The organism is Streptomyces marincola, from assembly GCF_020410765.1.
Classification (GTDB): Bacteria; Actinomycetota; Actinomycetes; order Streptomycetales; family Streptomycetaceae; genus Streptomyces; species Streptomyces marincola.
Genome location: NZ_CP084541.1, coordinates 5004832 through 5031453, shown reverse-complemented (window position 1 = coordinate 5031453; position 26622 = coordinate 5004832). Strand labels below are relative to the sequence as shown.

The following is a 26622-nucleotide window of genomic DNA, read 5'->3' as shown; positions in this document are numbered from 1 at the left end:
GGCCCGGCCCCCCGGGGGTTACGCGGTGTGCAGGCGCAGCCCGTAGGCCGACAGGATCTCGTTCACCGGCTGGTGCCAGGTCTGGCCGCCGGACGAGCAGTTGCCCCAGCCGCCCGAGGTCACGCCCTGGGCCTGGTCGCCGCTGATGTACGAGCCGCCGGAGTCACCGGGCTGGGCGCACACGCTGGTGCGCGTCAGTCCGTGCACGACCTCGCCGCCCACGTAGTTCACCGTCTCGTTCTTGCCGAGCACGGTGCCGCAGTGCCAGCCGGTGGTGGAGCCCGAGCGGCACACGGAGGCGCCGATGGGGGCCTCGGCCGAGCCGCGCACGAGGGCGTCGGAGACCGTGCCCCAGCCGAGCACGACGGGGACCGTCCACCAGCCGTGGCCGACGCTCACCCAGCCGTAGTCGTTGCCGGGCCAGGAGGAGCCCTCGAACCGCCCCATCAGGGAGCCGTCCCAGCCGTAGACGGCCGCGCCCGGCTGCCCGCAGTGCCCCGCCGTGACGAAGCCGCCGTGCACGGAGAAGCCGATCGAGCAGCGGACGTTGCCCGTCCGGTAGGGGTCGCCGCCGACGACCCCGGCGGCGAACGGCGCGGGCGCCGCGTCGGCCCGCTCGCGGACCTCGACCGGCCCGGCGCGGCGCGCGTCCGCGACGAACGCGGCCACCTCCGCGTCGCCCGCGGTGCCGCGGACGATGTCGAGGGTGACGGTGTTGGCGCGCGTGTCCACGCCCCAGCCGACGACGCCCTCGGGCGGCGCGCCGCCCTCGGCCAGGTCGGCTATCGCCTCGGCGGTGGCGTCGAGTTCGGCGGCGCTGTGCGCCACCAGCCGGGTCTCGGCGCCGGTTTCGCGGACCTCGCCCGCGGCGGCCGGGTCGGTGACGGCGACGACGAGGGAGCCGGCGGCCGGGTCGAACCAGGCGCCGGCGAACGCGTCGCCCGCCGCGTCGCGCGCGGCCGGCTGCGCCTCGGCGGCCTCGGCCTCCTGGGCGAGCCGGGTGCGGGCCTCGTCCTCGCCGATGCCGAGGTCGCGGGCGAGTGCGTCGACGAGGGCGGGCGCGGCGGCTGCCGCCTCCCGCGTCGCGTCGGGGGCGGAATCGGGGGCGGGGTCGGCGCTGGCCTCGGTGGCGCCGAGGACGCCGAGGACGAGCAGGGCGGAGGTGCACACACGCAGGCGCAGGGCCGTGGCGCGTCTCATGGTGGGGGTCTCCTTCGGTCGTTCTACCTGCCTGGGGGCGGAACGGAGCAGACGGAAGCGCGCTCGTGTCGACTGGACGCAGCGTAGAGAATCGACATGTACATGTCTAGACCAAGGGCCTGCCGCCGCGCCGGGACCCACCACCGCCCGGCGCGGGCACGACCGGGCCCGGGCGGGCCCGCATGCGCCCGGAACGCGCCGCATTCGGAACGCCCCTACCCCGGCAAGTCCTCCTCGGTGAGCGACATCAGCGCGTCCGCCTCGGGGTCGGTGAGTTCCGCGACGCGCATCGCCTGGCGCTCGGTCATCTGCTGGAACAGCTGGCGCGCGGTGCGGCCGTTGCCGAAGCCCTCGCCGCGCGGGATCGCGCCGATGTAACCGCCCAGCGCCTTCCGCGCGTTGTCGGTCAACTGGTAGCGGTGCTTGCGCGCGTTGTGCTCGACGATGCGGACCAGCTCGTCGGTCGAGTAGTCCGCGAACGTCAGGCTGCGGGTGAAGCGGGAGGCGAGGCCCGGGTTCGAGGCGATGAACCGGTTCATGTCCCCCGGGTAGCCGGCCGCGATGACGACGACCTCGTCGCGGTGGTCCTCCATCAGCTTCACCAGGGTCGCGATGGCCTCGCTGCCGAAGTCCTGCGCCACCCCGGGCGGGGTGAGCGCGTACGCCTCGTCGATGAACAGCACGCCGCCCATGGCCTGCTGGAACGCCTCGGTGGTCTTCGGTCCCGTGTGGCCGATGTACTCACCCACCAGGGCGCTGCGGTCCACCTCGACCAGGTGGCCGCGCGAGAGCAGCCCGAGCGCGCTCAGCAGCCGGCCGTAGAGCCGGGCGACCGTGGTCTTGCCCGTGCCGGGGTTCCCCGCGAAGACCAGGTGGCGGCTGAGCGGCGGGGCCGGCAGGCCCGCCTCCTGCCGCATCCTGACGGTCTGCATCAGCTTGACCAGCCCGCCGACGTCCCGCTTGACGCCGTCAAGACCCACCAACTCGTCCAGCTCCGCGAGCAGTTCCGGCAGCGACTCCTGCGTGGGCCCCTCCTCGTACTCGTCCTCGGACGACCGGGCGCCCGGGTCGGCCGACGCCTTCGGCGTGGGGGCCGCGGCGGCGGGCCCCCGGCCCCGCTCCCGGTCCTGTTCCGGCCCCGGCGCCTTGCGCCGCGGGTCGTGGCCGGGGCCGCGCGTCGGCGGCTGCTCGGGACCGCTGCCGCGGTCCATGCCCGGCAGCCGGGGCGAGCCGACGTTGATCGCGACGCAGTTCTCGAACACCGCCTGCGCGCCCGCCTCCACGCCCAGGTCGTGCGCCGAGTCGAAGACCCGGCAGCCGCGGAAGCGCGGCGCCGCGTCCCGCGCCACGTGCAGCGCGGGCAGGGCGCTCGCGATCACGTCGCAGTGGTCGAACGTGCCCTGGGCGCCCTCGCCCACGAACACGCCGTGCTTGCCGGAACGCGCCACCCGCACCCCGCGCAGCCGGGGCGCCGCGCCCGCGGCCAGCTCGACGCCGTTGCCCTGCTGCCCCGTCACGGTGCAGTGGAAGATCAGCGACTCCTCGCTGGAGCGCAGCCGCACGCCCGTCTCGCCGCCCGTCACGCGCGCCCCACGCGCCATCACCCGCGCCTGGTCGCGCACTTCGACGCCCGACAGCCTGGCGCCCGCGAGCGTGGACTCGTTGATCTCGGCGCGCGCCGTGTGGTCGAGCCTGACCCCGGAGCGCGCCGGGTTCTCCACCCGGCAGTCGGTGAGCAGCGCCTCGGCCGTGTCCTGCACCAGCACCCCGTTGCGGCCCGCGCCGAACAGGCCGCTGCCGCGCAGCAGCACGCGCGAGGAGTCGCGGGCGCGCAGCGCCGAGCCCGAACCGCCGTGCACGCGCAACTGGTCGGCCCGCAGCACGGCCTGGCCCGAGACGGCCACGCCGATGCCCTCCACGCCCTCGATCGCGGTGTCGTCCAGGCGGGCCAGGGCGTCGCCCGTGAGGTGCAGCGCGGTGTGCCGCGCGGCCCGCAGCCGGGTGCGGCGGGTCACCAGGACGCCGCCCGCCGTCGGGTCGGCCAGCTCGGCCGACAGGTCGTTGTCCAACGGGATGCTGCCGACCGGCACTTCGGGCCGGGGAACGAAGTTCCGCGACCCGAGCACCTCGACCCGGCCGTGGGTGACGACGCAGTCCTCAAGCGTCAGGCCCGAGGCGTCCTCGACCCACAGCAGGGCCTCGGCCGGGTCGGCGCCGCGCAGCACCAGGCCGCGCATCCGGCAGTCGGGCGCGGCCACCGTCAGGGGCCCCACGCCCGGCGGCAGGGCGACGGTCACCGAGCCGTCGCCCGCCTGCGGCAGCAGCGTCACGCGGCGGGCCAGCCGGAACGTCTCCGCGTACTCGCCGGGCGCGATGCTGATCACCGCGCCGGCCTGGGCGACCGCCAGGGCCTCGGCGATGGTCCGGTGGGCGCCCCTGGTCCTGGGCGCGACACGGATCGGCTCGTCGGTCATGGACCCGACTCCTCCTATGGGTTGGTCCCCGGCGCGGGCGTGGGCACGGGGGTCGGGGTGGGCTGGGGCGCGGGCTCGGGCGGGGTGATGCCGAGCGCCGGCCGGATGATCGGCCCGAACACGAGGTAGGCCAGGGTCTTGTCCATCAGCTTGCCGATGATCGGCATCACGAGGAAGTCGATCACACCGGCGCGGTGGTAGAACCGGCTGGCCGCCGTGTTCTGGATCATGCCGCGCACGGCGGCGACGCTGAGCCCGCCGATGACGCCGCCGAGCGCGCCGGCCGCGCCGAACAGCGCCGCGTCGCCGCCCGAGAGCAGGTGCCGTTCGCCCTCGGAGTCCTTGACGCCGAAGATCGCCGCGCCCGCCGCCCCCGCGGCGAAGCCGGTCAGGGCGCCGACGGACGTGTCCTTGAAGAAGTCGTAGGTGCCGGCGCGCCAGCGCAGCACCTTCTCGTTGCCCGCGAACTCGCCCGCGACGTCGTCGTTGTTCTGCCGGTAGTGGTACGGCAGGCCCTGGTCGTGGTTGCCCCAGCCGGACTTCCAGCCGAAGCGGTGGGCCGCCCAGTTGTGCAGGCCGCCGGAGAGGGTCTTGACGCCGGTGCCGAGGGCCGCCGCGAAGGCGGCCTGCTGGACGTCGGTGATGGTGAACGGGGTGCCGGTGGCCGCCGAGACGATGCCGAACACCGCGAGGTTCATCACGAAGTCGAGCACGAACTCCTGGGCGCCCTCGACCAGCAGCGCCCCCGTCGAGTTGAACAGGAACGGCGTGTACAGGGACTCGGCGCCCCGGACCCCGCCGGGCGCGTTGGTGACGGCCGGGCCCCAGCTCCAGCGCAGCGGTTCGCGCCATTCCCTGGTGTACCCGCGGAACTCGTTGGAGAAGTCGATGAAGTGGGTCTCCCGGCCGACGAGCGTGGCCCGCCCGAAGGTGTCGTACTCGAAGACGTTGCCGTGGATGGTGCGCTCGTTGATCACGTGGTGCGTGCCGTCCGCGCCGAAGGCGTACCGGCGCCACTGCTTCTGCCAGGTGTCCTTCTCCAGGAACGTGCCGTCGGGCAGCCGCTTCATCTCGCGCGTCACGATGCCGGCGTCGTGCTCCTTCCACGCGCGGTAGGCGTCGGCGCCCCGCACCGCGCCGAGGTCGTCGGGCGTGGCGGCGTACTCGCGGACGCGGAACGGGTTGGTGGTGAGCATGTCGCGCACCGGGTTGCCGCTCTTGGCGAAGTTCGGGATCTCCTGGATGCGCACGGCGTCGTCGCCCGTGCCCATGAAGTCGACCCAGCGGGCGCCCGGCTGCCACGAGTCGAACTCCGTGTTGCCCTTGTACCACACGCGCACCCGGTCGCCCTGGTTGCCGAACTCCTTGGCCACGCCGTTCGCGTCCATCTTGTTCCAGCGCCAGTTCTCCCCCACGTCGCCTGCGGCGCCCGGCAGCTTCCAGGACTGAACGGTGGCGCCGTCGGCGAACAGCCGGTGCTCGTGCACCAGTCGGCCGCCCTGGAAGTCCTGGAAGGAGTGGCGGTCCCAGCCCCGGTAGTGGATGCCGTTGGCGGCCGAGACCTTGCGGATGCCGGTGTTGCCGTTGCTGTCCTCCCACTTGAAGGAGTTGCTGAACGGGTTGTCGCTGCCCTTGGCCCAGACCTGGAAGCCGTCGGCGCCCAGTCCGAACGTGTCCTGCCTGGCGATCACCGCGCCGTGGTGGTCGAGATGCGTCCAGTCCGCGTTGCCGCCCTGGTGGGCCGTCCGCCGGACGTCGAGCGCGTTGTCCACGCCGGCCTGCGGGCGCGGGCGGTACTCCAGCATGGTGCCGTCCTTGAAGCCGACCCTGGTGATGTTCCAGTCGGCGGCGTTGGCGGTCGGCGTGAACGCGTCGGCGGCGTTCGGGTTGACGTGGAAGCGGTCGACGAACAGCACGTCCTGGCCGCGCAGCCCGCTCTGGGCCGGCAGGTTGATGTTGTTGAAGTCCGCCGGGTTGTAGGAGCGGTGGCCCTTCAGGTTGTCCGCGCCCTCCGACCACGCCTGGTAGTGGTTGGGCAACGTGACGCCCTCGGGCATCTCGACGTCGCCCACGCGCAGTTCGTTGCCGTTCATGAGCTTGCGGGTCTCGTCCGTGACCGCCCCGGTGTGGCTCATCCGGATCTTCAGGTACTCCTGCTGGCTGGTGAACGACACGCCGTGGTCGATCGTCTCGCCGCCGCGCACCTGCTCCCAGCGGCCGACCTGCAACGTGTTGTCGCGCGCCCAGGGCGCCTGCACGACCGGCACGCCGTCGGCGTCGAGACGCGGAGCGCCGCCGAAGTGCCGGCCGAACCAGCCGGGGCCGAAGTCCGTGTGCCGCACCTCGGAGCTGAGCCACGTCCGGTACCAGTGCGGGGGCCGCTGCTCGGCGATCCGCTGGGTGTTCAGCGTGTCGCCGTTCTTCATGGGCGCGGAGCCGCCGACCTCCTTGCCGTGCGGCGATACGCCCTTCCAGTGGCTGCTCCAGCTGCCGTTCGGGTTGATGTCGTGCGCGTGGAAACGGCGGAGGTTGTCGAGGTTGCCCCAGCCGGCGACCCGGCTGATCTTCTGGTGCACCAGCTTCATCTGGCCGGTGGCCGGGTCCAGCATGTTGTCGGTCCACGCGCGGCCGAGGCCCCACGTCCTGTCGCCGGTGGCGACCTGCGTGTACTCGGCGTCGTACCGGTGCCAGACGCTGGTGCGGCCGTGCCACGAGTGGGCGGGGACGCCCCGCATGTCGGCCAGGATGTGCCCGCCCTGCGGAACCTCGCGGAAGTGCCGGACGGGGTTGCCGTTCTGGCTGTAGTCCACCCAGGCGCGCCCGCTGACGCTCCACTTGCGGCGGCCGAAGTCGCCGAGGGTGCCGTCCGTCCTGATCTCGGACCAGTGCTCGCGGCTGCCTCGCCCGTAGGAGATCCCGCCGCCGGTCAGGCCGGGGTTGGCGGCGTGGCTGTCGACGATCCTGCCGCTGGGCAGGACCCGGCGGTCGAAGACCACATCGCCCGTGTGGGAGATCAGCGCCACGTGGCCGTTCTTCATGCCCTTGATGTCGACCTCGCCGAAGTCGTGCCACGAGCGGTGCCCCCCGGCGCCTTCGGCCCCCCTGGTCCAGGTGGGCGTGCCCTGCTCCGGGTAGGTGATCCTGAAGGACTGGCCGTCGACGACCCGGCCGCCCACGTAGACGTCGATGCGCTGCCCGGTGATCTTCCCGCTGGTGCTGTACGTCTGCCACTCGTTCGCGCGGACGCCGCCCTGCGGGCGGACCTCGAACCCGGCATCGTTCGCCAGGCGCGTGACGGCGACGCCGTCCATCCGGCTCATCTCGCCGTCGAGCAGGCGCGGGGCGTCCGCGCGGGTGACGTCGACGAAACGGGAGTTGACGCCGTCCGACAGCTCGACGACGCGCAGGTTCGTCGGGGCGCCGCCGTCCGCCGCGTGGATGGTGACGTTGCGGATGCCGTTCGCGTCGGGGGCGCTGACGGCGACGTCCACCCGGCCGCCCGGCCCGTGCAGCCGGAACGCGCCGTCGGCGCCGTCGACCCGGAATCCGGTGGAGCCGTCCTGGAGCGGCCTCGGCAGCGCCGAGCGGTCGGGGATGGCCACGTTGTTCTCGTCGAACAGGCCGAAGACGGGCCGCCCGGGGTCGTTCCCGGCGTGGCGCATGCGCACGAACTCGTCGGCGCCCTGCGGGCCGTTGCCCGGCAGCCGCGTGGTCCGGGACTGCCAGTCGCCCCGGGCGGTGAAGTCGTCGACGACATCGCCGTTCCGGGTCGAGAGGGAGAAGCCGCCGTCGGGGAGCCGGGCGAGGTCCGCGCCCGGCACCGCGCCGCCGTCGACGGTGCGCACGGTGAGGTCGTCGGCATCGGCGCGGCCGATGAAGCCGAACGACCCCGGCGCGCCCGGCGTGCCCGGGGGCCTGAGCCGGACGACGTCGTGGGTGATCTCGCCCCGCGGGTTGATGACGAGGTGGTGGCCCTCGCCTTCGAACCTGAACCCGGTCGGCACGCCGTCCGCGAGCTGCGGGGTGACCGTGACCGGCCGCGCACCGGCGGCGGTGTGCAGCTGCCCGGTGGTGCCGTCGGCGGAGACGGCGAAATCGCGGCCGTTCAACCCGTCCGGCCCGCCCCGCAGGTGGAACACCTCCTCCACCAACGCACCATCCAGACGGTGCACCGTGGTCACCTCCGCACCCGGCACCCGCACCACACCGCCCGCCACCGTCCCCGCACCCGCACCGTCAGCGGCCCGCACCACCGGCGCACCGCCCCCGACCGGCGTATGCACGAACGCCCCCACACCGCCCCCACCGCGCCCGGTCACCTCCACCGCCGAGTGGGTCACATCGCCCCGAGGACCGACCACCGCATGGTGACCGCCGCCCTCGAAGCGCAGCCCACCACCGACCTGCGGCGTGAGCGTGACGTCCACCTCGCCGCCCGCCGTCCCCAAACGCCCCGTATTGCCGTTGGCAGGCACGGTGAGGTCGCGGCCGTTCAACCCGTCCGGCCCGCCCCGCAGATGGAACACCTCCTCCACCAACGCACCATCCAGACGGTGCACCGTGGTCACCTCCGCACCCGGCACCCGCACCACACCGCCCGCCACCGTCCCCGCACCCGCACCGTCAGCGGCCCGCACCACCGGCGCACCGCCCCCGACCGGCGTATGCACGAACGCCCCCACACCGCCCCCACCGCGCCCGGTCACCTCCACGACCGTGTGCGTCACATCGCCCCGAGGACCGACCACCGCATGGTGACCGCCGCCCTCGAACCGCAGCCCACCACCGACCTGCGGCGTGAGCGTGACGTCCACCTCGCCGCCCGCCGTCCCCAAACGCCCCGTATTGCCGTTGGCAGGCACGGTGAGGTCGCGGCCGTTCAACCCATCCGGCCCGCCACGCAGATGGAACACCTCCTCCACCAACGCACCATCCAGACGATGCACCGTGGTCACCTCCGCACCCGGCACCCGCACCACACCGCCCGCCACCGTCCCCGCACCCGCACCGTCAGCGGCCCGCACCACCGGCGCACCGCCCCCGACCGGCGTATGCACAAACGTCCCCAGACCGTTCCCACCGCGCCCGGTCAACTCGATGACGTTGTGGAACTCGGTGCCGGTGGCGTTCACGGACACGTGGACTCCCGCACCCTCAAGGCGTGTGCCGCCGCCCACTTGCGCGGTCGCGGTGACGCCGTCGACCTGCTGCCCGTCGAGGGTGCGGATCGTCGCCCCGCCGGGCGGGCCGCCGACCGGCGCGAACACGTGGTGGCCGTTGGTGCCCCCGGGCACCGGCACGACGCGGTGCGTCACCAGGCCGTCGGCGCCGACCACGAGCCGGCTGCCGTCGAACGTGACGAGGCTGCCGTTCAGGTGGGCGCCGAGGTTGGAGACGGCGTTGGGCTGGACGACCTCGGCCCCGTCCGCGCCACGCCGCAGCAGGGTGGGTGTGCCGGTGCCCGACAGTTCGTCGAAGCGGAGCCTGGCCCCCTGGAACCCGTCGAAGCCGCTCAGGTCGGCGTGCCGGTACACGGTGAGGTCCGCCAGCTCGTTGCCGTCGAGCCGGAACCGCCAGTCGCGCGTCACGCCGCCGCCGAGGTCCTGCTGCGCCCGGAACGTGTCGGCCGCGTCGTCGGCGCGCGTCGCCGCGATCGTGTCGCCGCCCGGTGCGGTGACGGTGACCCGGCCGATGTCGCCGCCCTCGCCGATGGTCGCCGTGACGTGGAACCCGCCCGGTCCCGGCACGGGGATCGTGACGGTGGCGGGGGCCGGCGGGGCGGCCTGCGCGGGCAGCGGCGTGATCCCCGAGCCGCCTCCCGGGGTCTCCGAGAGCCGCACGATCGCGGAGTCCGGCGGCGCGCCGGTGAGGTGCCCGCCGCCCGGCGCCGCGTGGGACGGGCCGGGGGTGGGCGGGCGCGAGGCGTCGTAGAGGTCGTCGAGGTCGTCGAGAGGCCCGAACGTGTGCGTCGCCGACGTGCCGCCGGCTCCTCCGGCCGTCGAGGCGGGCGGCGGCGGCCCGAAGGACGAGGTCGTCAGGGGCGACGGGGGGCCGCCCGCGGGCGCGGGCACGGTGCCCGGCGGGGTGCCGAGACCGTGGACCGGCGTGTTGAACGTCTGGGTCCCGGCGGGCAGCGGCCCCGTGCCCGCGGGTCCTGACTCGGTGACGGCCGGCGCGACGTTGGGCGGAGTCGGCGTCGCCGCGGGGTCGGTGACCTGCCCCGCGTTGTTCTGCGTCAGGGTGCGCAGTTCGATGCCCTCGACGGGGTCGAAGTCGGTCGGCGGGGTCTTGGCGAACCCGATCATCGGACCCGAGCCGTACAGGGCGGGCGGCGGCGCGTTGCGGGTGAGGCCGAGCGCTTCGAGTGCCCGCCACGCCGCCAGGTCCGGGTTGATGTCCCAGAGCTTGCCGGTGAACAGGTCGTCGAGCGACGAACCGCCGCCGCCACCGGTCCCGTTGCCCTTGACCGGCGCCGGGGACGGGGGCGGTGTGCCGTTCGCCGTCGACTGGGAGGCCGCCGCGGGGGGCGGCGCGGGGGCGGGCTGCGGAACGGGGACCGCGGCCTCGGGCAGGTGGGTGGTGACCGGCGGGGTGGCGCGGCCGGTGGCGATGAGTCCGGGTCCGTCGACCGCCTCGGTGCCGCGGCTCACCCCGTTCGCGCCGTCGGTGAGTCCCGTGGGCACGGGGACATCGGGCGTGGCGGCGGCGGGGGTGGGGATCTGGGCGGCCCTGATGCCGTCGGAGACGCCGGGGCCCCCGGCCTTGAGGCCGGCGTTCAGAGCGCTGTCGGCGTTCGCCGCGGAAGCGACCGGCTTCGCCTCGATGGAGCTGATCTTGATGGGGGCGATGCCGTTGACGTTGACGCTGATGTCCGCGAGGGAGCCGGTGTCGGCGCGCGCCGGGGGCGGTGTGGCGCCCGCGGGAGAGGCGGTGATCCCGCCGGCCGGCGGCGCGACGGTGGCGTCGACGTTCCCGAACTGGCCGTTGGGAGTGGCGGCCGTGAGGTCGTCGACGGAGTGCCGCAGCCCGTCGGCCAGGTTGATGGAGAAGTTGTTGGCGTTGCCGAGGCCGACGTTCAGCTGGTTCGCGTGGGGCGCGGTGACGGAGACGCCGGGCGGCAGTCCGCCGGCGTGCACGCCGACGTTGACGCCGGCGTGGTCGGTCTGGCCGAGTGCGGGCGGGGTGAGGGTGCCGGTGTCCGGGAGCGCGGGCGCCGCGTTGTTGATGCCGCTGAGGGTGGGGGTCTCCACCGGGGGGAAGTCGACCGTGGGGCGGCTCGCGCCGGTGAGGGAGATGTCCGGCATGCTGAGGGACAGGCCGTCGTCGGCGAAGTTGAGCCGGAGCGAGGGCATCGAGCCCACGTTGATGTCGAACGCGAGGTCGTTGGCGCCGAGTCTGGGGGCGCCGTTCAGGCCGCCGAGCGCCTGGTTCGCGAGGTCGGCCGAGGGGCTGAGGTTGGCCGGCGGGATGGAGAGGCCGGACGACGGGACCAGCGACATCTCCCCGAGCTGCGGCATGCCGCTCACGTTGATGGCCGGCATGCCGCCGCCCGCGTTGACCGGGACGATGGTCAGCCCGTTCTCCCCGTAGGTGACCCTGATGGGGGTGAAGCCGTCCAGGTTGATGACCACGCTGACGTCGCCGCCGCGGCCCCCGGCGGCGAAACCGTCGGAGAGCAACGGGACGGTGATGGCGACCGGGCGGCCGTCGACGCCGGGCGCGTGCACGACCAGGCTGGCGGGGGGCATGCCGCCCAGGCCGCCGCTGCCGCGCGGCACGTCGGCCAGGCTGTCGCCCAGGCCCGGGATGTGGGTCATGCCGACGTGCAGGCCGCGGTCGGCGAAGCTGAGCGAGATGGGGCTGGACGAGGGCATGTCGCCCATGCCGAAGTTGCCGGGCACCAGGCCCTGCGCGCCGCGGCCGATGTCGCCGAACGCGACCAGGTGCATGGTGTTGCTGATCGTGTGCAGACCGGCCGCGCCGCCCGGCTGGTACCTGATGAGCTTGTTCACGTCCGCGACGACTTTGCCGTCGTCCGCGATGCCCCGGAAGGCGCGGATGTCGATGGCGTTGTTGCCCTGGACGAAGGCACCGGTCCTGAACTGGTTGAGCACGCCGCGGTTCCAGAAGCCGATCTTGGCCGCCTGGCCGAGGCCCGTCCACGTGAACTTGGCACCGATCTCCGCGGCGTTGACCGGTACGACGAGCGTGAGCCCGCCGAGCTTGGCGTTGGCCCAGACGTAGCCGGAGAAGCCGGTGAGGCCGTTGAGCCTGGTGAGCGCTGTGCTGCCGGCCCAGCTGATGCCGTCGCCGACGGTCCTGATGGCACCCGCGAAGCCGTTCGCCCGCCACGCCGTCGCGAGCGCGTCGGAGCTGAACGAGGCGAAGGTGGCGCCCGCGCGCGTCAGGTGCACGGGGACGAAGGCGAGGCCGCGGAAGGCGAGGTTCCCCAGGTACATGAACTTGCCCAGGGTGTTCATGTTGCTCATGTTGGCGAACATCGGGGCGTTCTTGATGCCCCGGAACAGGTGGACCGGCACGTAGAGGATCGGCCGGCCCACCAGGTAGGTCAGGTACATGAACTTGCCGAGGCCGTTCATCTGCCCCATCGGCTTGAACGTGGTCTTGGACCAGCTCTTGAACGAGGAGCCGATCTTGGTGATGTTGATGCCGCGCGTGGTCGGGATCAGCACGCCGAGGATGCCGAGCACCAGGTCGGTGACGCTCGCGTCGCCCTTGGAGAAGTCGACGGCGGTCTTGATCAGCAGCGCGGCGTTCAGCGCGATGGCCGCCAGCGCCACCACACCACCGAAGATCATCGCCGGGATGATCAGCACCAGCGCGAAGATGGTCAGGAACTTCCAGAACTCGGCGCACTCGTCCACGGCCGAGGGAATCGAGTAGGCCGCGGAGTTGAGGGCCTCGCCGGCCGTGTTGGCGGCGCTCTCCAGCGTGTCGCGGGCGGTCTCCGCCGTGGACTTGTGGGTCTCCCGGCCCTCCTCGTCGTCCTCGTCGAGCCCCTGGGCGGCGGTCAGCGCGGAGTCCGCGATGCCCTGCTGCTCGATCATGACCGTGCGGTAGGTGACGAGCGCGTCCTGAACGGTCTGGTGCGCCTCCCTGAAGCCGCTGATGTAGTCGCGCAGCCGGCCGTCCATCATGTCGCGCAGCGCCTGGGCCGTCTGGCCGACGAACGTCGTGCTGTGCGCGTTCATCAGCTCGGTGAGGGCGCCGTCGATCTCGTCCGCGAGGTCGACCAGGGCGCCCTGCGAGGTGATCAGCTCCTGGAGCTGGTCGGGGTCGCCCGGCGTCGGGTCGTCCATGCCGAGCGCGCTCCAGTCCGGTGGACGGGCCATGACCTGGGGTCCTCACCTTCTCGCTGCCACGCGCTCGCTGCGGCCGACCGGGAGCCGCCCGGCGCGGCCCCTCGCAAGCTCCACGCGCGAGCGGGCCGGATGGTTCACACGAGTTTGCTGTGAACCATCCGGGCGGCTGGTGCGTGGAGGGTACGAAGGCGCCTCCGCACCCGGGGGTGCGCGGCGACCGGGCCAAGGAGGCGTGCATGGCCGACTTCTCGATCAACTACGAAGACCTGTACGACATGCGGGACGGCATGCACCAGCTCGCCAAACGGGCCGCCGACGGGGGCGGCGACGGCAAGTTCGCGGAGATGGGCAACAACAACCCGGGCGACAACACGGCCATCTTCGGGAACAGCTACCTGTCCCAGCAGTTCAGCGTCTTCTTCCGGATGTGCAGGACCCGCACGGAGAAGGCCAGCGAGAAGCTGGAGCAGTTCGGCGACACCTTCGGCGGCGTGGCCGACGCCGTGTTCCAGCAGGACGCGCAGATCGCCAGCGGTGCCGCGTCCGCCTCCGCCAAGGCGGAGTTCAACCGCTGGCGCGGCGAGGTCGAGCGGCACGAGAACTGGGTCGAGGCCACCGAGGAGTGGAACGCCTACCTGGAGGAGATCGGCGCGGCCGAGTACTTCGCGGAGCACCCCGGCGCCCAGATGGGCGAGGTGTGCAAGGAGGACGACCGGCCCGCCTTCTGCGACACGTGGGAGCAGGACGTCTCCGACCTCAACGCGCCGCACCAGCCGGGCGAGGAGCCGCCCGTCCCGGACGAGAACCCGCCCAGCCGCATGCGGTTCACCAACCCCGACGGCTCGACGACGGAGATCACGCTCTCCTACGACGAGAACTACACGATCACCAGCGAGACGACGACCACGACGCTTGAGGACGGCCAGGAGTTCGTCTCGACCACCGAGTACACCTACGGCGACGACGGCCAGGTGACGCAGGAGGACGTGACGGTCACGCTGCCGGACGGCGGGGAGATGACGACGGTCACGGAGTACTCGGGCGAGCTGAACGAGGACGTCGGCTTCGACAACCGCGACTACACCAGCACCACCAACGGGCCGGACGAGAGCACGACGGTCGAGGAAGTCACGATCGACGACGAGACCGGCGCGGGCACCAAGACGGTCACCACCACCGAGGTCGACGACGACGGCAACGAGGAGGTGACCGTCGAGGAGTACACCCGCCCCGGACCCACCGACGACTGGGAACCCGTGGAGAAGTGACGGCCCGGAGGGCCGCGAGAACGCCCTTTCCCAGCCCCGAGCACGTGACTGAGGAGACTTCCAGCCATGCCCAACATCAGCATCACCTACGGCGACGTGGACGCCGCCGCCGCGGCCATGAAGGCCGCCAACGACAACGTCATCAGGCCCGCCTCCGACGCGGCCAAGGGGGCGGTGGACGACGCGCTGGCCAACCACCTGATCATGCCGCAGACCGGCACCGTGCTGAACCAGAAGTTCACCGAGTTCCACCAGCAGCTGACGGAACTGATCAACAACATCGACTCGTTCGCCGACCAGTTCGTCAAGATCAAAGAGGGCATGCAGGACCTCGACGAGCAGATGGCGAACAACCTCAACAACCCGCCGGCGGCCTGACGCCCAAGGCTCCGGCCACCCCCGTTCACCCCGTTCACCATTCTGATCGAAGGAGGCGAGCATGGCGGACCTCTCCGCCGATTACGCGGGCATTCTCGAAACCACGACCCAGCTCAGCACGCAGTGCGGGATCATCATCCCGGAGCTGTACCGGCTGATGGGCGAGGTCAGCACGCTGCTCGACAACGGCCTTTACCTGGAGCAGGCAAGTCCGGCCCTGAAGACCGCGTACGAGGAGTTCAGCCGGTCGCTCCAGGGCGCGGCGGGCAATCTCCAGATCTTCGCGAACATCTTCACCAGCATCAAGGAAAGCCTTCAGAACAACGACGCCGAGCTGTTCGCCGGCACGATCTCGGGGCTCGACGGCGAGGGCGGCTACGAGGTCACCGCCGAGGACTTCACGACCGAGCCCCCGGACCCGCCGGAGTGGGACTCCAGCCAGGAGATCGGTGGCACCGCGACCCACTGGAACGAGGACCGCACGGTCCTGCACGGCCACGGCTGACGTTCCAGGCGCCACCAGCACGGCGGCCGGGCCCGGAAAGGGCCCGGCCGCCGCGGCGTTCCCGGGGGCTTTCAGTCCTGGAGCACCGTGTGCGGGATCTGGAGCGCGACGGGGCGCCCCTGCCGGTCGGCGGCCCAGGCGCGGCCGGGGGCCACCGGGGGCCGCAGCTGCTCGGGCGCCAGGCGCATGCCGACCAGTTCGCCCTCGCCGAGGTTCTTCGGCGCGAGCAGCAGGCCGCGCCGCGAGCGGCGGACGATGCCGAGCCAGCCGATCGCCGTCATGCCGTCGCTCGGGCCCGCGATCAGCAGGCCGAGGCCCCGGTCGCGGCCGGCCGAGGCCACCTTCCGCAGCGCCTGGTCGGCGCGCCCGCTCATCAGCAGGTCCGCGTCGTCGACGACGACGACGGCAGGGCGGCCCTCCAACGAGGCGAGCGCCTTCTCCAGTTCGTCGCCCGTCGGGTCGGACCCGGGCAGCACGCGGGCCAGGCCGTGCGCCGCGAGCCGCCGCAGCGGCGAGTCCCTGGGCGTCAGCACGACCAGCGCCGTTCCGCCCATCAGCAGCGAGACGGCCATCGCGGCCAGCGTGTTGGACCGGCCGCTGCCGGGCGGGCCCGCGACGATGAACGAGCCCGCGTCGGCGGCGAAGTCGTAGCCGATCGGGGTCGCGTCGTCGCCGCCCACGCCGATCATCGCCCACAGCGGGCGGCGGTTCTCCTCGGGGATCAGGTCGGCCGCCTTCTGGAAGCCGATCACGGTGGGCAGTTCGCTGATCGGGAACGGACGCAGCGCGGCCTCGACCCCGGCGTCGCGGGCGGTCGCGCGGCGGCCGATGGCGCGCAGCGCGTCGGCCTGGTCGCCCTTCCTGGCGGGCTCCTTGGCCAGTTTCGAGCCCTCGCCCGCGGCCGGCGCGGGCAGCAGCAGGACCTGCGCCTCGGTGGCGCCCGGGGTGAGCCAGCCGCGGCCGGGCGCGACCCGTTCCGGCACGGCGCGCCGGTTGACACCGGCCGCCGCGAAGTCCATCCGGTCGGTCTGGCGCAGCAGCAGCCTGCGGTCGTTGTGCTGGGCCGGGCGACCGCCGAGCAGGATGCGCTCGGAGGTGGCGATCACGTGGATGCCCGCCGTGGCGCCCTCGCGCAGCAGCCGCAGCAGCTCTTCGAGGAGCCGGCCGCCGTCGTACTTGTCGAGCATGTTGTTGAGCGCGTCCCAGCCGTCGATCAGCACGAGCAGGTGCGCCGGGCGCTCGGCCTTCGGCAGCTTCGCGCGCAGTTCGGTGATCGAGGACACGTCCGCGCGGGCGATGCGGCTCTGCCGCTCGGTGAGTTCGGCCAGGAGGCGGCGCACCGTGCGGTCGAGGCGTTCGGGGTCGTGGCGTGTCACCACGGCGCCGCAGTGCGGCAGCGCGCCGAGCGCCGCGAGGCCGCCGCCGCCCGCGTCGATGCCGTAGATGTGCAGCTGGTCGGTGGTCAGGTGCAGCGCGCACGCGCCCGCGATCGTGCGCAGCGTCTGGGTCCTGCCGGAGCGGGGCGCGCCGATGACGTAGAGGTGCCCGAAGGTGGCGAAGTCGATGTGGCCCATGCGCTGCTCCTGCCGGCCCGGCAGGTCGAGGCGGGCGTAGGGCACGGGCGGGAGCCGCAACGCGCCGGGCCCCGGGTCGCGTTCCGGCGCGTTCAGCGTGATCCGCTCATCGAGCGGCGGGAGCCAGGGGCGCGGCTGCGGCTGGAAGTCCGGCAGCGCCTCGGCCGCCGCGCGCACGGCCGCCACCAGCTCGCTGAGGTCGGTGGGCGGGTCCTGGGCCTCGCCCGGCTCGTCCTCGGGCAGCGCCTCGTCGGGCTCCTCGGGTTCGATCGGGGCGGGGGCGACCGCCCGGCCGAGCTGCTGCCAGGTCAGCTCGGTCCCGCGCACGGCGCGGCGGCCCGTTCCGGCGCGCACGTCGCCCGCGCCGTCGGCGGCCGGGCGTTCCGCGCCGACCCAGGCCGTCTGGAACGGCAGCGGCGGGCCGTCGCCGCGCCTGATCATGGCCCGGCCCGGCGTCGCGGGCGAGATCCCGGACGCGGCCGGGGAGTTGATGATGTCGGTGCTCTCGGTGCGGTCGGTGACGCGCAGCGCGATGCGCAGGTTGGTGTTGGCGCGGATCTCGTTGCTGACCGCCCCGGCCGGGCGCTGGGTGGCGAGCACCAGGTGCAGGCCGAGGGAACGGCCGCGCTGAGCGAGGCTGATCAGTCCCGGTACGAACTCGACCAGCTCGCGCACAAGCGTGGCGAACTCGTCGATGACCAGCAGGAGCCGGGGCAGCGGCGGCAGTTCGGGCTCGCGGGCGCGCTTGGCCCGGTACTCGCGGTGGTCCTTGACGCCGACGTCGGCGAGCAGCTGCTCGCGGCGCTTGAGTTCGGCGTCGAGCGAGGCCAGGGCCCGCTGCACCAGGTGGCCGTCGAGGTCGGTGATCATGCCGAGGGTGTGCGGGAGTTCGGCGCACTCGCGGAACGCGCTGCCGCCCTTGTAGTCGATGAGCACGAACGTCAGCTCGTCCGGCCGGTTCACGGCGGCGAGCGAGGCGATCATCGTCTGGAGCAGCTCGGACTTGCCGGACCCCGTGGTGCCGCCGATCAGGCCGTGCGGGCCGTCGTGCGCGAGGTCGAGGTGCGCGGTGCCCTCGAAGCCCGTGCCGATGACGAACGCCGTGCTGGCCGGCCTGCGCAGCCAGTCGCGCACCAGGGCGGCCGGGTCCGGCGGCTCCTGGCCGAGCAGCGGGAGCAGCCGCACCTCGGTGGGCAGTCCCGCGTCGGCGTCCACGCTGACGTCGCGCAGCGGCGCGAGGGCGCGGGCCGCCTCCTCGCACCACTCGGGGTCGACCTGGTCGGCCCGCACGCCCGTGACGGTGGGGCTGCCCGAGCTGCGGACGGTGAGCTGGTTGCCCGCGGCGGTGACGACGGCGTTGCACTGCTCGGGCAGCAGCCGCTCGCGTTCGTCGAGGCACAGGCTGAAGATCCGCACGGACGGGCCCTCGGACAGGATCTGGGTGACGCCGGGCACCTCGCGCAGCCGGTAGGCGCCGTCCATGACGACCAGCACGTCGGGCTCGGCGGGGGCGGCGGCCTGCCGCCCGGCGCCGCCGGCGAGGGTCATCCTGTTCTGGATGTCGGCGAACAGCTCGCTGACCCGGCGGGCGGTGGAGTCGGCGTCGTTGCCCAGCGCGATCAGCGGCGCGCCGGGGCCCCGCCTGGCGGGGCGCAGGTGCGGCAGCCAGCGGACCCAGGACCACTCGTCGCTGTGCCGCTCGTCGGTGAGGACGACGATCCGCAGGTCGCGCGGGCTGTGCAGGACGGCGGCCTGGGCGACGGCCCAGCGCGCCACGGCGCGGGCCGTGGCGGGCGTTCCGGTGAGGCCGAGCACGCCGAGCTGGGGCAGTTCCGCGCCGATGGGCACGTCGGCGAGGCGCCAGTGGACCTGGCGGTGGTTGTTGTCGCGCAGCTGGTCGGTGACCTTCTTGAGCGAGGCGCGGGCGACGGTGCCGATCCGCAGGGTGAGGTAGTCGCCGTGGTGCCTGCGGCGCTCCCACAGCTGGCGGCCCGGGCCCGTCGCGGTGAGCTGGACGCTCGCGGGGTCGGGGGACGCCTCGTTGCGCAGGGCGCGTTCCTCGACGCTGGCGCGGCGGATCTCCATTTCGAGGGAGGCACGGCGCAGCCGGTAGCGGCGCATCGCCTCCTCGTGCTGCTTGCGGTTGTTGCGGCGCCCGGTCAGCCAGTTGCCCACCGCCATCAGCGGCGTGAACACGATCAGGATCATGAAGTAGAACGACCGGAAGAGCGCCATCATGGCCAGGCCCATCACCAGGGGCGACAGCATGAGCATGAAAGGGAACGCGCGCGGGCCCGGGGGCGCCGGCGGCCCGGGGAGGCTCAGGTTCTCCGCGTCGAGCGGCGGGACGATGCGCGGCGGCCTGTTGTAGTCGAGGGTCAGCCCGTCGGCGGCCGGCTTGACGGCGGCGTCGGGCTCGAACGGCGGTGCCAGGCGCAGCAGGTGGTCCCCGAGCGCGAGGTCGGCGTACAGGGGCCAGTCCTCCGAGCCGTCGCCGGGCGCCGGAAGCTGCCCGGGCGGCAGCGGCTCGGGCGGCTGCGGGGCCCCGTCGGGGCCCGCCGGGGCCGGTTCCGCGCTGTGCCCGCCGGGGCCGCCGTCCTGCGGCCCGGCCGGCTCCTCGTCGGTGAGCGGGGTGCCGGTGTCGGGGTCGACGGGCGGCGGCGGGGTGAGGCTGCGCAGGCCGCAGACGTCGGGGTCGGCGTCCTGGGGCAGCCGGAAACTGGCGGAGCCGTCGGCGTGCACCGTGATCCACGTGCCGCGCGGCGGGAGTTCAGCGCCCTCGTCGGCGTCCTCCGGCGGGCCGTCGGCGAGGCGGATGGCGCAGCTGCGGTCGCTGCCGACCTCGTAGGCGCCGGGGCCGAGCCGCCACACGCGGCCCGCGCCTGGTCCCGAGACGTGGCGCAGTTCGAGGAGCGCGGGGTCGGTGCCCGGCGGGGTCCAGGCGCGGGCGGCCACGGGCCGGGGCGGGGCGGGCGCGCCGCGGCCGAGCAGCACGCCGTCCCTGACGCCGTCGCGGCCGAGCGGGGCGTCGGAGTCGAGCTGGCGTTCACCGAGGTAGAGCCTCGGGGTGCCGAGCGCCGCCGCCAGCTCGGCGACGGTGGCGTCGCCCGGCAGGTCGAGCAGGTGGTCCGTGAGCCGGCCCTGCTGGTCGGCGGTGGTGACGGTGAGCTTCACTGGCGGTCCAACCGGGGGTCGGTGTGGTGGGTCGGGGTGCGGGTCAGGCCGGCAGCGAGCCGGTGGTCCCGGTGGCGGCGGGCGTGCCGCCGCTCGGCGCGGCCTCGGGCTCGCGGGCGGGTCCCGACGGGCGCCGCGCGGGCTCGCTCTCGGCCTCGTCGTCCAACTCGGCGGCAGGCGGGCGGGGGGCGACGACGGTGGGCGCGGACCAGCCGGCGCCGGTGGCGCCCGGCGCGCCCGCGGTCTCCTCCTCGTCCGCCTCCTCCTCGTCGTCGAGCTCGATGAAGGCCCTGGGGGTCTCGGTGCTCCCGGCGGGCGGGGCGGGCGGCAGGACCGGCGGAATGCGGTCGAGCACCGCCGCGATGGCCCGGCTGAGGGCGTTGCCCATGGCGAGCAGGGGCGTGCCGAGGACGGAGATCTGGCCGTGCCGGTCGGTCAGCAGGGTGCGCAGGTGGCCGCGTCCCGGGCCGAGCAGCAGCAGCCGCAGCTCGGGGAACAGGGCGGGCGGCTCGGAGAGTTCGGTGGGCACCGGGTCGGGCAGCTCGGCGGTGATCAGCACCGGCGAGAGGCCGAGCGTGGGGCGCTGCTCGCGCGCCGCCCGGTGCGCGGCGCGCACCGGCGAGCCGGGGAAGTCGCGGTGCACGCCCTCGGCGACGACCACGAGCCCTTCCGGCAGCCGGACCTCCAGTTGGGCGGCGACGGCCTGGTGCAGCGCGACGGCGGACCTGCGGTCGCCCTCGACGGACACCATCGGCGGGCCGGCCGCGAGGTCGACGAAGGCGCAGCGCCCGCCCACCTCGCCGACCGCGACCAGCACCGGGTGCACCTGGTCGGGCACGGGGACGACGGGCGGCAGTTCGTCCCTGGCCACGGTCCAGTGCCCCGCCGGGTCGTCCTCGGCCGGCCACCAGCGCCGGTCGTCGGGGAAGGCGTCGTCGCCGCCCGCGACGAGCACGGTGACGGTGTCGCGGTCCACGAGCGCGGCGTAGGCGCGGCCCCCGGCGTCCCGCGCGGCGGCGACGGCGCGTTCCGCGTCCCGCCAGGTGGCCGGGTCGCGCAGGCCGCGCACCAGGACGCGCAGCGAGCGGCGGTGCCGCAGCCAGGCGCGGACGGGTGCGGCGAACGCGTGGCCGGTGATGGCGAGTTCGCGGCGCAGGCGGCGCCAGCCGGCCCGCCAGCCGCCCTGGCGCATGGCCAGGTGCCGCACCAGCAGGAACACCACGAGCAGCACGGCGATGATGCCGAGCACGCGGAAGATGGTGTCCCGGTGCCGGTCGATGAACTCGAAGGGATCGGTGCTCCTCATGCCGCCTCCGCCGCCTTGGCCGCCTCGAACTCCGTACGCAGAGCGGCCAGAGCGTAGTGCAGGCGGGATTTCACGGTGCCCTTGGGTATGCCGAGCAGCCGGGCGGCGTCCTCCCGCGAACGGTCGCGGAGGTGCACGTGGGCGAGCACGTCGCGGTGCAGGGGGCTGAGCCGGGACAGCGCGCCGAGGACGGCGACCCGGTCGACGACCCGGTCGGCGACGTCGGCTCCGTCGTCGGCGGCCCGGCGCAGCAGCGCGGGCGGCAGGATGCCGACCGGCACGCTGCGGTCGCGGCGGCGCGCGTCGACGGCCAGGTTGCGGGCGACGGTGTGCAGCCAGGCGGCGAGGTGGTCGTCGTCGGCGTGGAACCCGCCCTCCTCGCCCGCGAACTCGTCGGTGGCCAGCCAGGCCCTGAGCATGGTCTCCTGCACGATGTCCTCGGCCCGGTGCGGATCCCCCGGCGTGAGGCGGTTGGCGTAGCGCAGCAGGCGGCTGCGGTGGCGTTCCGCGGCCGGCGGCCTGGCCGCCGCGCAGGGCGCGGGCCGCGCGGCGGGGGCCGGGGCCGGGGCGGCGGGGGCCGAAGCGGCGGGGGCGGCCTGGCCCGGCCGGAGCGCCGGCCGGGCCAGGGGGTGAGGCGAATGAGCGTCAGGCATCGCTCTGCTCCAACAGCGCTCGGACGGTGCGACACATGAGGCTACGCCAGTGCGAATGACCGGGACGTTACCTGCGGGTGGCGGCGGGATTTCCCCGACTCGCGGTCGGCTCACCGCGCTTCCAGCCGCCAGGTCTGCGCGGGGGTGCGGTTGCAGTCCCACTGCCGGACGTTGGCGCCCCAGTCGGTGCTGGCGTTGTCCACGTCCATGCACCGGCCGCTGACCATGGACTGCACGATGTAGCCGTTGAGGTTGGCCTCAAGGCGCCACTGCTGGGCCGGGGCGCCGTTGCAGTGCCACATGCGGATGTTCGCACCCGCGTCGCGCGAACCGTTCTCCACGTCCACGCAGTTGCCGCCCAGGCCGATCATGGTGTACGTGTCCTTGCCGACCGCCTGGAGCGTGAAGTTCTGCGCCGAGGTGTCGTTGCACTCCCACTGGCGGACGTTGGTGCCCGGCGCGGTGCCGCTGGTGTCCACGTCGAGGCAGCGGTCGTCCGTGGTGTTGGCGACCAGCCGGTAGACGCCGTCGGCGAGCACGTTGGGATCGCTGACGAGCTCGGCCCGCCGGGGCTCTTCCTCCGGTTCCTCCTCGGGTTCCTCCTCCGGCTCCTCCTCGGGCTCCTCCTCGGTGGGCTCGTCCTCGACGACCTGCTGCTGCACGGGCGGCTGGGCGGGCGGCGGGGGCGGTTGCTCCTCCTCCGCCTCCTCCTCCGTCTCCTCCTCGGTGGGCTCCTCGGTCGGCTCCTCCTCCGTCTCCTCAGGGGCGGGGGCCGGCGGGCTGGGCAGCGGGGCGGCGACGGTCTCGGGCGTGTCGTCGCCACCGGGCAGGACGACCCCCAGGGTCCAGACGGACGCGGTGACGACCGCGGCCACCGCCGCCGCCGAACCCACCGAGGTGAACACCCGCTTCCCCGGCAGGAGCCCGCGGCGGGCGACGGCCGGGCGCTGGGAGAACGCGTCGACGAAACGCGATGGTTGTTGCTTCGGCATCGATCCGGTGCCTCACGATGGGGTGTCGGATGCGGGCTGACAGTGCGTTGGGAAAGGTTTACTCCAACAATCGCCTGCGGTACACCCTGAGACTAGGGTTCTTTACGTTGCCGAACGTTGCGTTTGCGTTGCAAGAGTTCTTCGGATGGGTCAACTGGGGATGAAGGGGACCGCCTCCCCCGTCTCCCGCGCCTCCGGGGCCGGCGCGGCGCCCGGCGCAGGCGGGAAGTCAGGGGCCGGTAGGGGGCGTTCGACGTCGAGGTGCGCGGCCAGCGCGCGCAGGAAGTCGGGCACGTCGAAGGCCGCGCCGGCGGAGGCGACGCCGGTGGCCCTGGTCCGCCCCGTCGAGGACGCGGTCGACCGCCTCCACCGCGAGCGGCGCGGTGACGGCGTAGATGCCCCGGCCGCGGGCCGCGGCACGCCGCCACGCGCCCCGTCGGCCATGGTGAACTCGCCGGGCACGGCCCTCGGTCCCATCGGGTCGGGAAAGCGCCAGGTCAGGGTCGGCGGGGCGGCGTCGCGGTACTCGGGTCGGCCGTCGTTCCGGCGCACGCGCCTTCCGTTCCCGCGCCGCCGGGAGACGGCGCCCGCGGCGGCGGGCGCGGTCGGCGGAGTTTGCGAACGTGTCGAGGTCGGCCGCGATCTCCGCCGCCGCGTCCGCGTAGGGGATGCGGGCGCGCAAGGCGGCCTCGATGAGGGGCGCGGCGGTGGCGGCGAAGGGCCCGGCACCGTTGATCACGGCGACCGCGCCGGCCGGCGCGCGGTCGAGGGCGGCCGGGTCGTCCGTCCCGGCCGGGCGGGCGGCAGGACCGGGCACGGAGGCCGCGAACGCCCGCAGCCTGTCCGCGTCGCGCCCCGACGGGATCGGGACGTACCCGCGCTCCCGCGGCTCCGCCGTCACGAAGCGCCCGGTGTGCCCGTAGGCGCCGTACGGGCCACCGCTCGTCCCGATCCCATCGGCTCTCCCGCCGCTCGCACACGACCGACTCCTCACATCCTGGCGGCGGTGACCGGTCGGGGTGCGTGTCCGGAACGCCATGGCCCGTGCGATTCGGGTTTCCCTCGCGGCGGCCACCGGCATGGGCACGGGTACGACTTCGCGCCGCCACTTCAACCGCGTCATCGGCGTGCCACCGGATGTCCACCGCCGCACGTTCCGCGCCACGCGGCCGTTGGCCCGGGGAGCCGTGGCGTCAGTGGCGTCAGTGGCCCAGGACCAGGCCGTCGGCCGCCGCGCCCCGGGCGAGCACGGCGGCGCCGACGGCGTCGAGCGCGGCCCGGTGCTCGGCGTCGCCCGGCTCGGCGGCCAGCGCGCGCGGGAGGTTGACCAGGGTGATGGGGTCGTTGTCGACGCGGTGCGGGATGTACTCGGCCTTCTCGACCGCCCAGGGCTCCCCCGCGGCCTTGGGCGGCGCGAACGTGAAGCGCGCGGCCGTGCCCAACTGCCCGCGCGGGTCGGTCATGACGCCGGCGATCTGGTCGCCCATGCCGTAGACCACCCAGGTGCCGTTGACCTTCTCGAACGCCTGCGGCACGTGGGCGTGCGTGCCGAGCACGAGGTCGATGTCCTTGCGGCCCTCGCGGGTGGACGCGGTCAGCAGGCCGGCGAGCCCGAGCTGGGTGCCGTCGGGCTCCTCCTGCCACTCCGTGCCCCAGTGCATGCTGACGACGACCACGTCCGCGCCCGCGTCGCGGGCCGCGCGGGCGTCCGCGACGATGCGCTCGGGCTCGATGAGGTTGACCAGCCAGGGTTCGCCCGCCGGAACGGGGATGCCGTTGGTGCCGTAGGTGTAGGCGAGGTGGGCGACCTTCGCCGGACCGGCGTCGAGGAGGACGGGGGTGTCGCGTTCCTCGGCGGTGCGCGCCGAACCGGCGTGCGCCAGGCCCGCGCGGTCCATGGCGTCCAGGGTGCGGACGACTCCGTCCGCGCCGGCGTCCAGGGTGTGGTTGGAGGCGGTGGAGCAGGAGTCGTAGCCGACGGAGGCCACGGCTTCCGCGATCTCGGGCGGGGTCGTGAACGCCGGGTAGCCGGTGAACGGCCCGCCGTCGGGCCCGTAGACGGTCTCCATGTGGCACAGCGCCAGGTCGGCGGACGCGACGGTGGGCTCCGCCGCGGCGAGCATGCGCCGGAAGTCGTGGCCGCGACCGCCGGCGTCGGCGTTCGCCTGGCGGATGACGGAGTCGTGCACGAGCAGGTCGCCGGTGGCGACGAGGGTGAAGCCCTCGGCCGCGGGCTGCGCGGCGGCGGGCTCCTTCCTGTTCTCCGGCGCGGGCGCGGCCTCCTCGCCGCACGCGGCGAGGGCGCAGAGGAGGAGTGCCGCGGCGGCGGGGCGGGCGGCACGGCGGGCTGGTTCAGGTGACACGGTGTTCTCCGCACGGAAGGCGATCGGGGGAATGAAAAGTGCATAACATCCGATAGTCACACTTATATGTGCGGAGAGTGACCGCTCGCCCGGGACGGCGCGCGTCACCGGAACGGCCGCCGGGATGCACCCGGGAAGCGGACCCCGCGCCCGGTCGCGGCCCCGCTCCGCCGCCACTAGAGTGGGCTAAAGCACCGAAGTGCCGCGAATCACCTCAAAAGCTCACCACCAGTCGAGCGCACGGGAGGCAGCATGCGGGCCGTCGTTTACCAGGAGCCCTACTCGGTGGCGGTGCAGGACGTGTCCGATCCGCGCATCGAGGACCCGACCGACGTCGTCGTACGCGTCACGACCACCGCCATCTGCGGCTCCGACCTGCACATGTACGAGGGCAGGACGGCGGCGGAACCCGGCATCGTCTTCGGCCACGAGAACATGGGCGTCGTCGAGGAGGCGGGCCCAGGCGTCGCAAGCGTGCGGCCGGGCGACCGGGTCGTCATGCCGTTCAACGTCGCCTGCGGCTTCTGCAAGAACTGCCAGGCGGGCAACACCGGCTTCTGCCTCACCGTCAACGACGGCTTCGCGGGCGGCGCCTACGGCTACGTCTCGATGGGCCCCTACCGCGGCGGCCAGGCCGAGTACCTGCGGGTGCCGTTCGCCGACTACAACTGCCTGCAACTGCCCAAGGGCGAGGAGCACGAGGACGACTTCGCGCTGCTCGCCGACATCTTCCCGACCGGCTACCACGCCACCGAACTCGCCGGGGTCTCCCCGGGCGAGACCGTGTGCGTCTTCGGCGCGGGTCCGGTCGGGCTGATGGCGGCCTACTCGGCGTTCCTGCGCGGCGCCTCGCGGGTCTTCGTCGTCGACCGGCAGCCCGACCGGCTCGCCCTGGCCGAACGCATCGGCGCCGTGCCCGTCGACTACACCGCGGCCGACGCGGCCGAGCAGATCAAGGACCTGACGAACGGCGAGGGCACCGACAAGGGCATCGACGCCGTCGGCTACCAGGCCACCGTCCGCGAGGGCGAGGAGCAGCCCGCGCTCGTCCTCAACACCCTGGTCGAGGCGGTCCGCCCCACCGGCACCCTCGGCGTCGTCGGCCTGTACGTGCCGGGCGACCCCGGCGGCCCGAGCGAGGCGGCCCGGCGGGGTGAACTGCTGTTCAAGATGGGCCGGTTCTTCGAGAAGGGCCAGCGCATGGGCACCGGGCAGGCCAACGTCAAGGCGTACAACCGGCACCTGCGCGACCTGATCATCGCGGGCCGCGCCGCCCCCGGCTTCGTCGTCTCCCACCGGCTGCCGCTTGAGGACGCGCCGGAGGCGTACGACCGCTTCGACAAGCGCACCGACGGCTGGACCAAGGTCCTGCTCAAACCCGCGATGACCAAGGCCGCCTGACCCGCCTGACC

Annotated in this window: 12 protein-coding genes and 2 pseudogenes; 5 read left to right on the top strand and 9 right to left on the bottom strand. The window is 73.8% G+C overall.

What is annotated here, in order from left to right:
* Positions 1-18: 18 nt before the first annotated feature.
* The 3 genes from LC193_RS22145 to LC193_RS22135 form a co-directional block, all read right to left on the bottom strand.
* Entirely contained in the window at positions 19-1200 is a 1182-nt protein-coding gene (locus LC193_RS22145) for a S1 family peptidase (RefSeq protein ID WP_226076822.1), read from the bottom strand.
* 215 nt (positions 1201-1415) lie between these two features.
* The gene (locus LC193_RS22140) at positions 1416-3674 is read right to left on the bottom strand and encodes a right-handed parallel beta-helix repeat-containing protein (protein WP_226076819.1); all 2259 of its coding nucleotides are present in this window, start codon (positions 3672-3674) and stop codon (positions 1416-1418) included.
* A gap of 14 nt (positions 3675-3688) precedes the next feature.
* Positions 3689-13027: a hypothetical protein gene (locus tag LC193_RS22135; protein ID WP_226076817.1), complete on the bottom strand. Its 9339-nt coding sequence runs from the start codon at positions 13025-13027 to the stop codon at positions 3689-3691.
* A gap of 206 nt (positions 13028-13233) precedes the next feature.
* On the opposite strand from LC193_RS22135, the gene LC193_RS22130 reads away from it, so the two are divergent.
* The 3 genes from LC193_RS22130 to LC193_RS22120 all read left to right on the top strand — a co-directional run bounded on the left by LC193_RS22130 (position 13234) and on the right by LC193_RS22120 (position 15148).
* On the top strand, positions 13234-14265 hold the full coding sequence (locus tag LC193_RS22130) for a hotdog family protein (protein ID WP_226076815.1): 1032 nt from the start codon (positions 13234-13236) through the stop codon (positions 14263-14265).
* A gap of 66 nt (positions 14266-14331) precedes the next feature.
* Positions 14332-14643 (top strand): hypothetical protein, encoded by a 312-nt coding sequence (locus tag LC193_RS22125; protein WP_226076813.1) that lies wholly within the window; start codon positions 14332-14334, stop codon positions 14641-14643.
* A gap of 61 nt (positions 14644-14704) precedes the next feature.
* The gene (locus LC193_RS22120; RefSeq protein WP_226076812.1) at positions 14705-15148 is read left to right on the top strand and encodes a hypothetical protein; all 444 of its coding nucleotides are present in this window, start codon (positions 14705-14707) and stop codon (positions 15146-15148) included.
* A gap of 71 nt (positions 15149-15219) precedes the next feature.
* Here LC193_RS22120 and LC193_RS22115 read toward each other — a convergent pair whose 3' ends face one another.
* From LC193_RS22115 to LC193_RS22095, 5 genes and pseudogenes are all read right to left on the bottom strand, one after another.
* On the bottom strand, positions 15220-19896 hold the full coding sequence (locus LC193_RS22115; RefSeq protein WP_226076811.1) for an FtsK/SpoIIIE domain-containing protein: 4677 nt from the start codon (positions 19894-19896) through the stop codon (positions 15220-15222).
* A 43-nt stretch (positions 19897-19939) separates the two neighbouring features.
* Positions 19940-21202 (bottom strand): hypothetical protein, encoded by a 1263-nt coding sequence (locus LC193_RS22110; RefSeq protein ID WP_226076810.1) that lies wholly within the window; start codon positions 21200-21202, stop codon positions 19940-19942.
* On the bottom strand, positions 21199-21855 hold the full coding sequence (locus LC193_RS22105; protein WP_226076808.1) for a sigma-70 family RNA polymerase sigma factor: 657 nt from the start codon (positions 21853-21855) through the stop codon (positions 21199-21201). The genes LC193_RS22110 and LC193_RS22105 overlap by 4 nt, the downstream gene beginning before the upstream one ends.
* 110 nt (positions 21856-21965) lie before the next feature.
* Complete coding sequence (locus LC193_RS22100) at positions 21966-22847, bottom strand: RICIN domain-containing protein (protein ID WP_226076806.1); 882 nt, start codon at positions 22845-22847, stop codon at positions 21966-21968.
* Between the two features lie 150 nt (positions 22848-22997).
* Positions 22998-23804, bottom strand: a pseudogene (locus tag LC193_RS22095) (hypothetical protein).
* Between the two features lie 101 nt (positions 23805-23905).
* Between LC193_RS22095 and LC193_RS22090 the strand changes: the two are divergent.
* Positions 23906-24016: pseudogene (locus LC193_RS22090) on the top strand (AraC family transcriptional regulator); the annotation flags it as partial.
* A gap of 33 nt (positions 24017-24049) precedes the next feature.
* Here LC193_RS22090 and LC193_RS22085 read toward each other — a convergent pair.
* Positions 24050-25210 carry a CapA family protein gene (locus LC193_RS22085; protein ID WP_226076804.1) on the bottom strand — a complete coding sequence of 387 codons (1161 nt, stop codon included), beginning with the start codon at positions 25208-25210 and terminating at the stop codon, positions 24050-24052.
* 252 nt (positions 25211-25462) lie between these two features.
* Here LC193_RS22085 and LC193_RS22080 point away from each other — a divergent pair, with 252 nt between their 5' ends.
* Positions 25463-26611, top strand: coding sequence for a glutathione-independent formaldehyde dehydrogenase (locus LC193_RS22080; RefSeq protein ID WP_226076803.1), 1149 nt, complete (start codon positions 25463-25465; stop codon positions 26609-26611).
* The last annotated feature ends 11 nt before the right edge of the window (positions 26612-26622 follow it).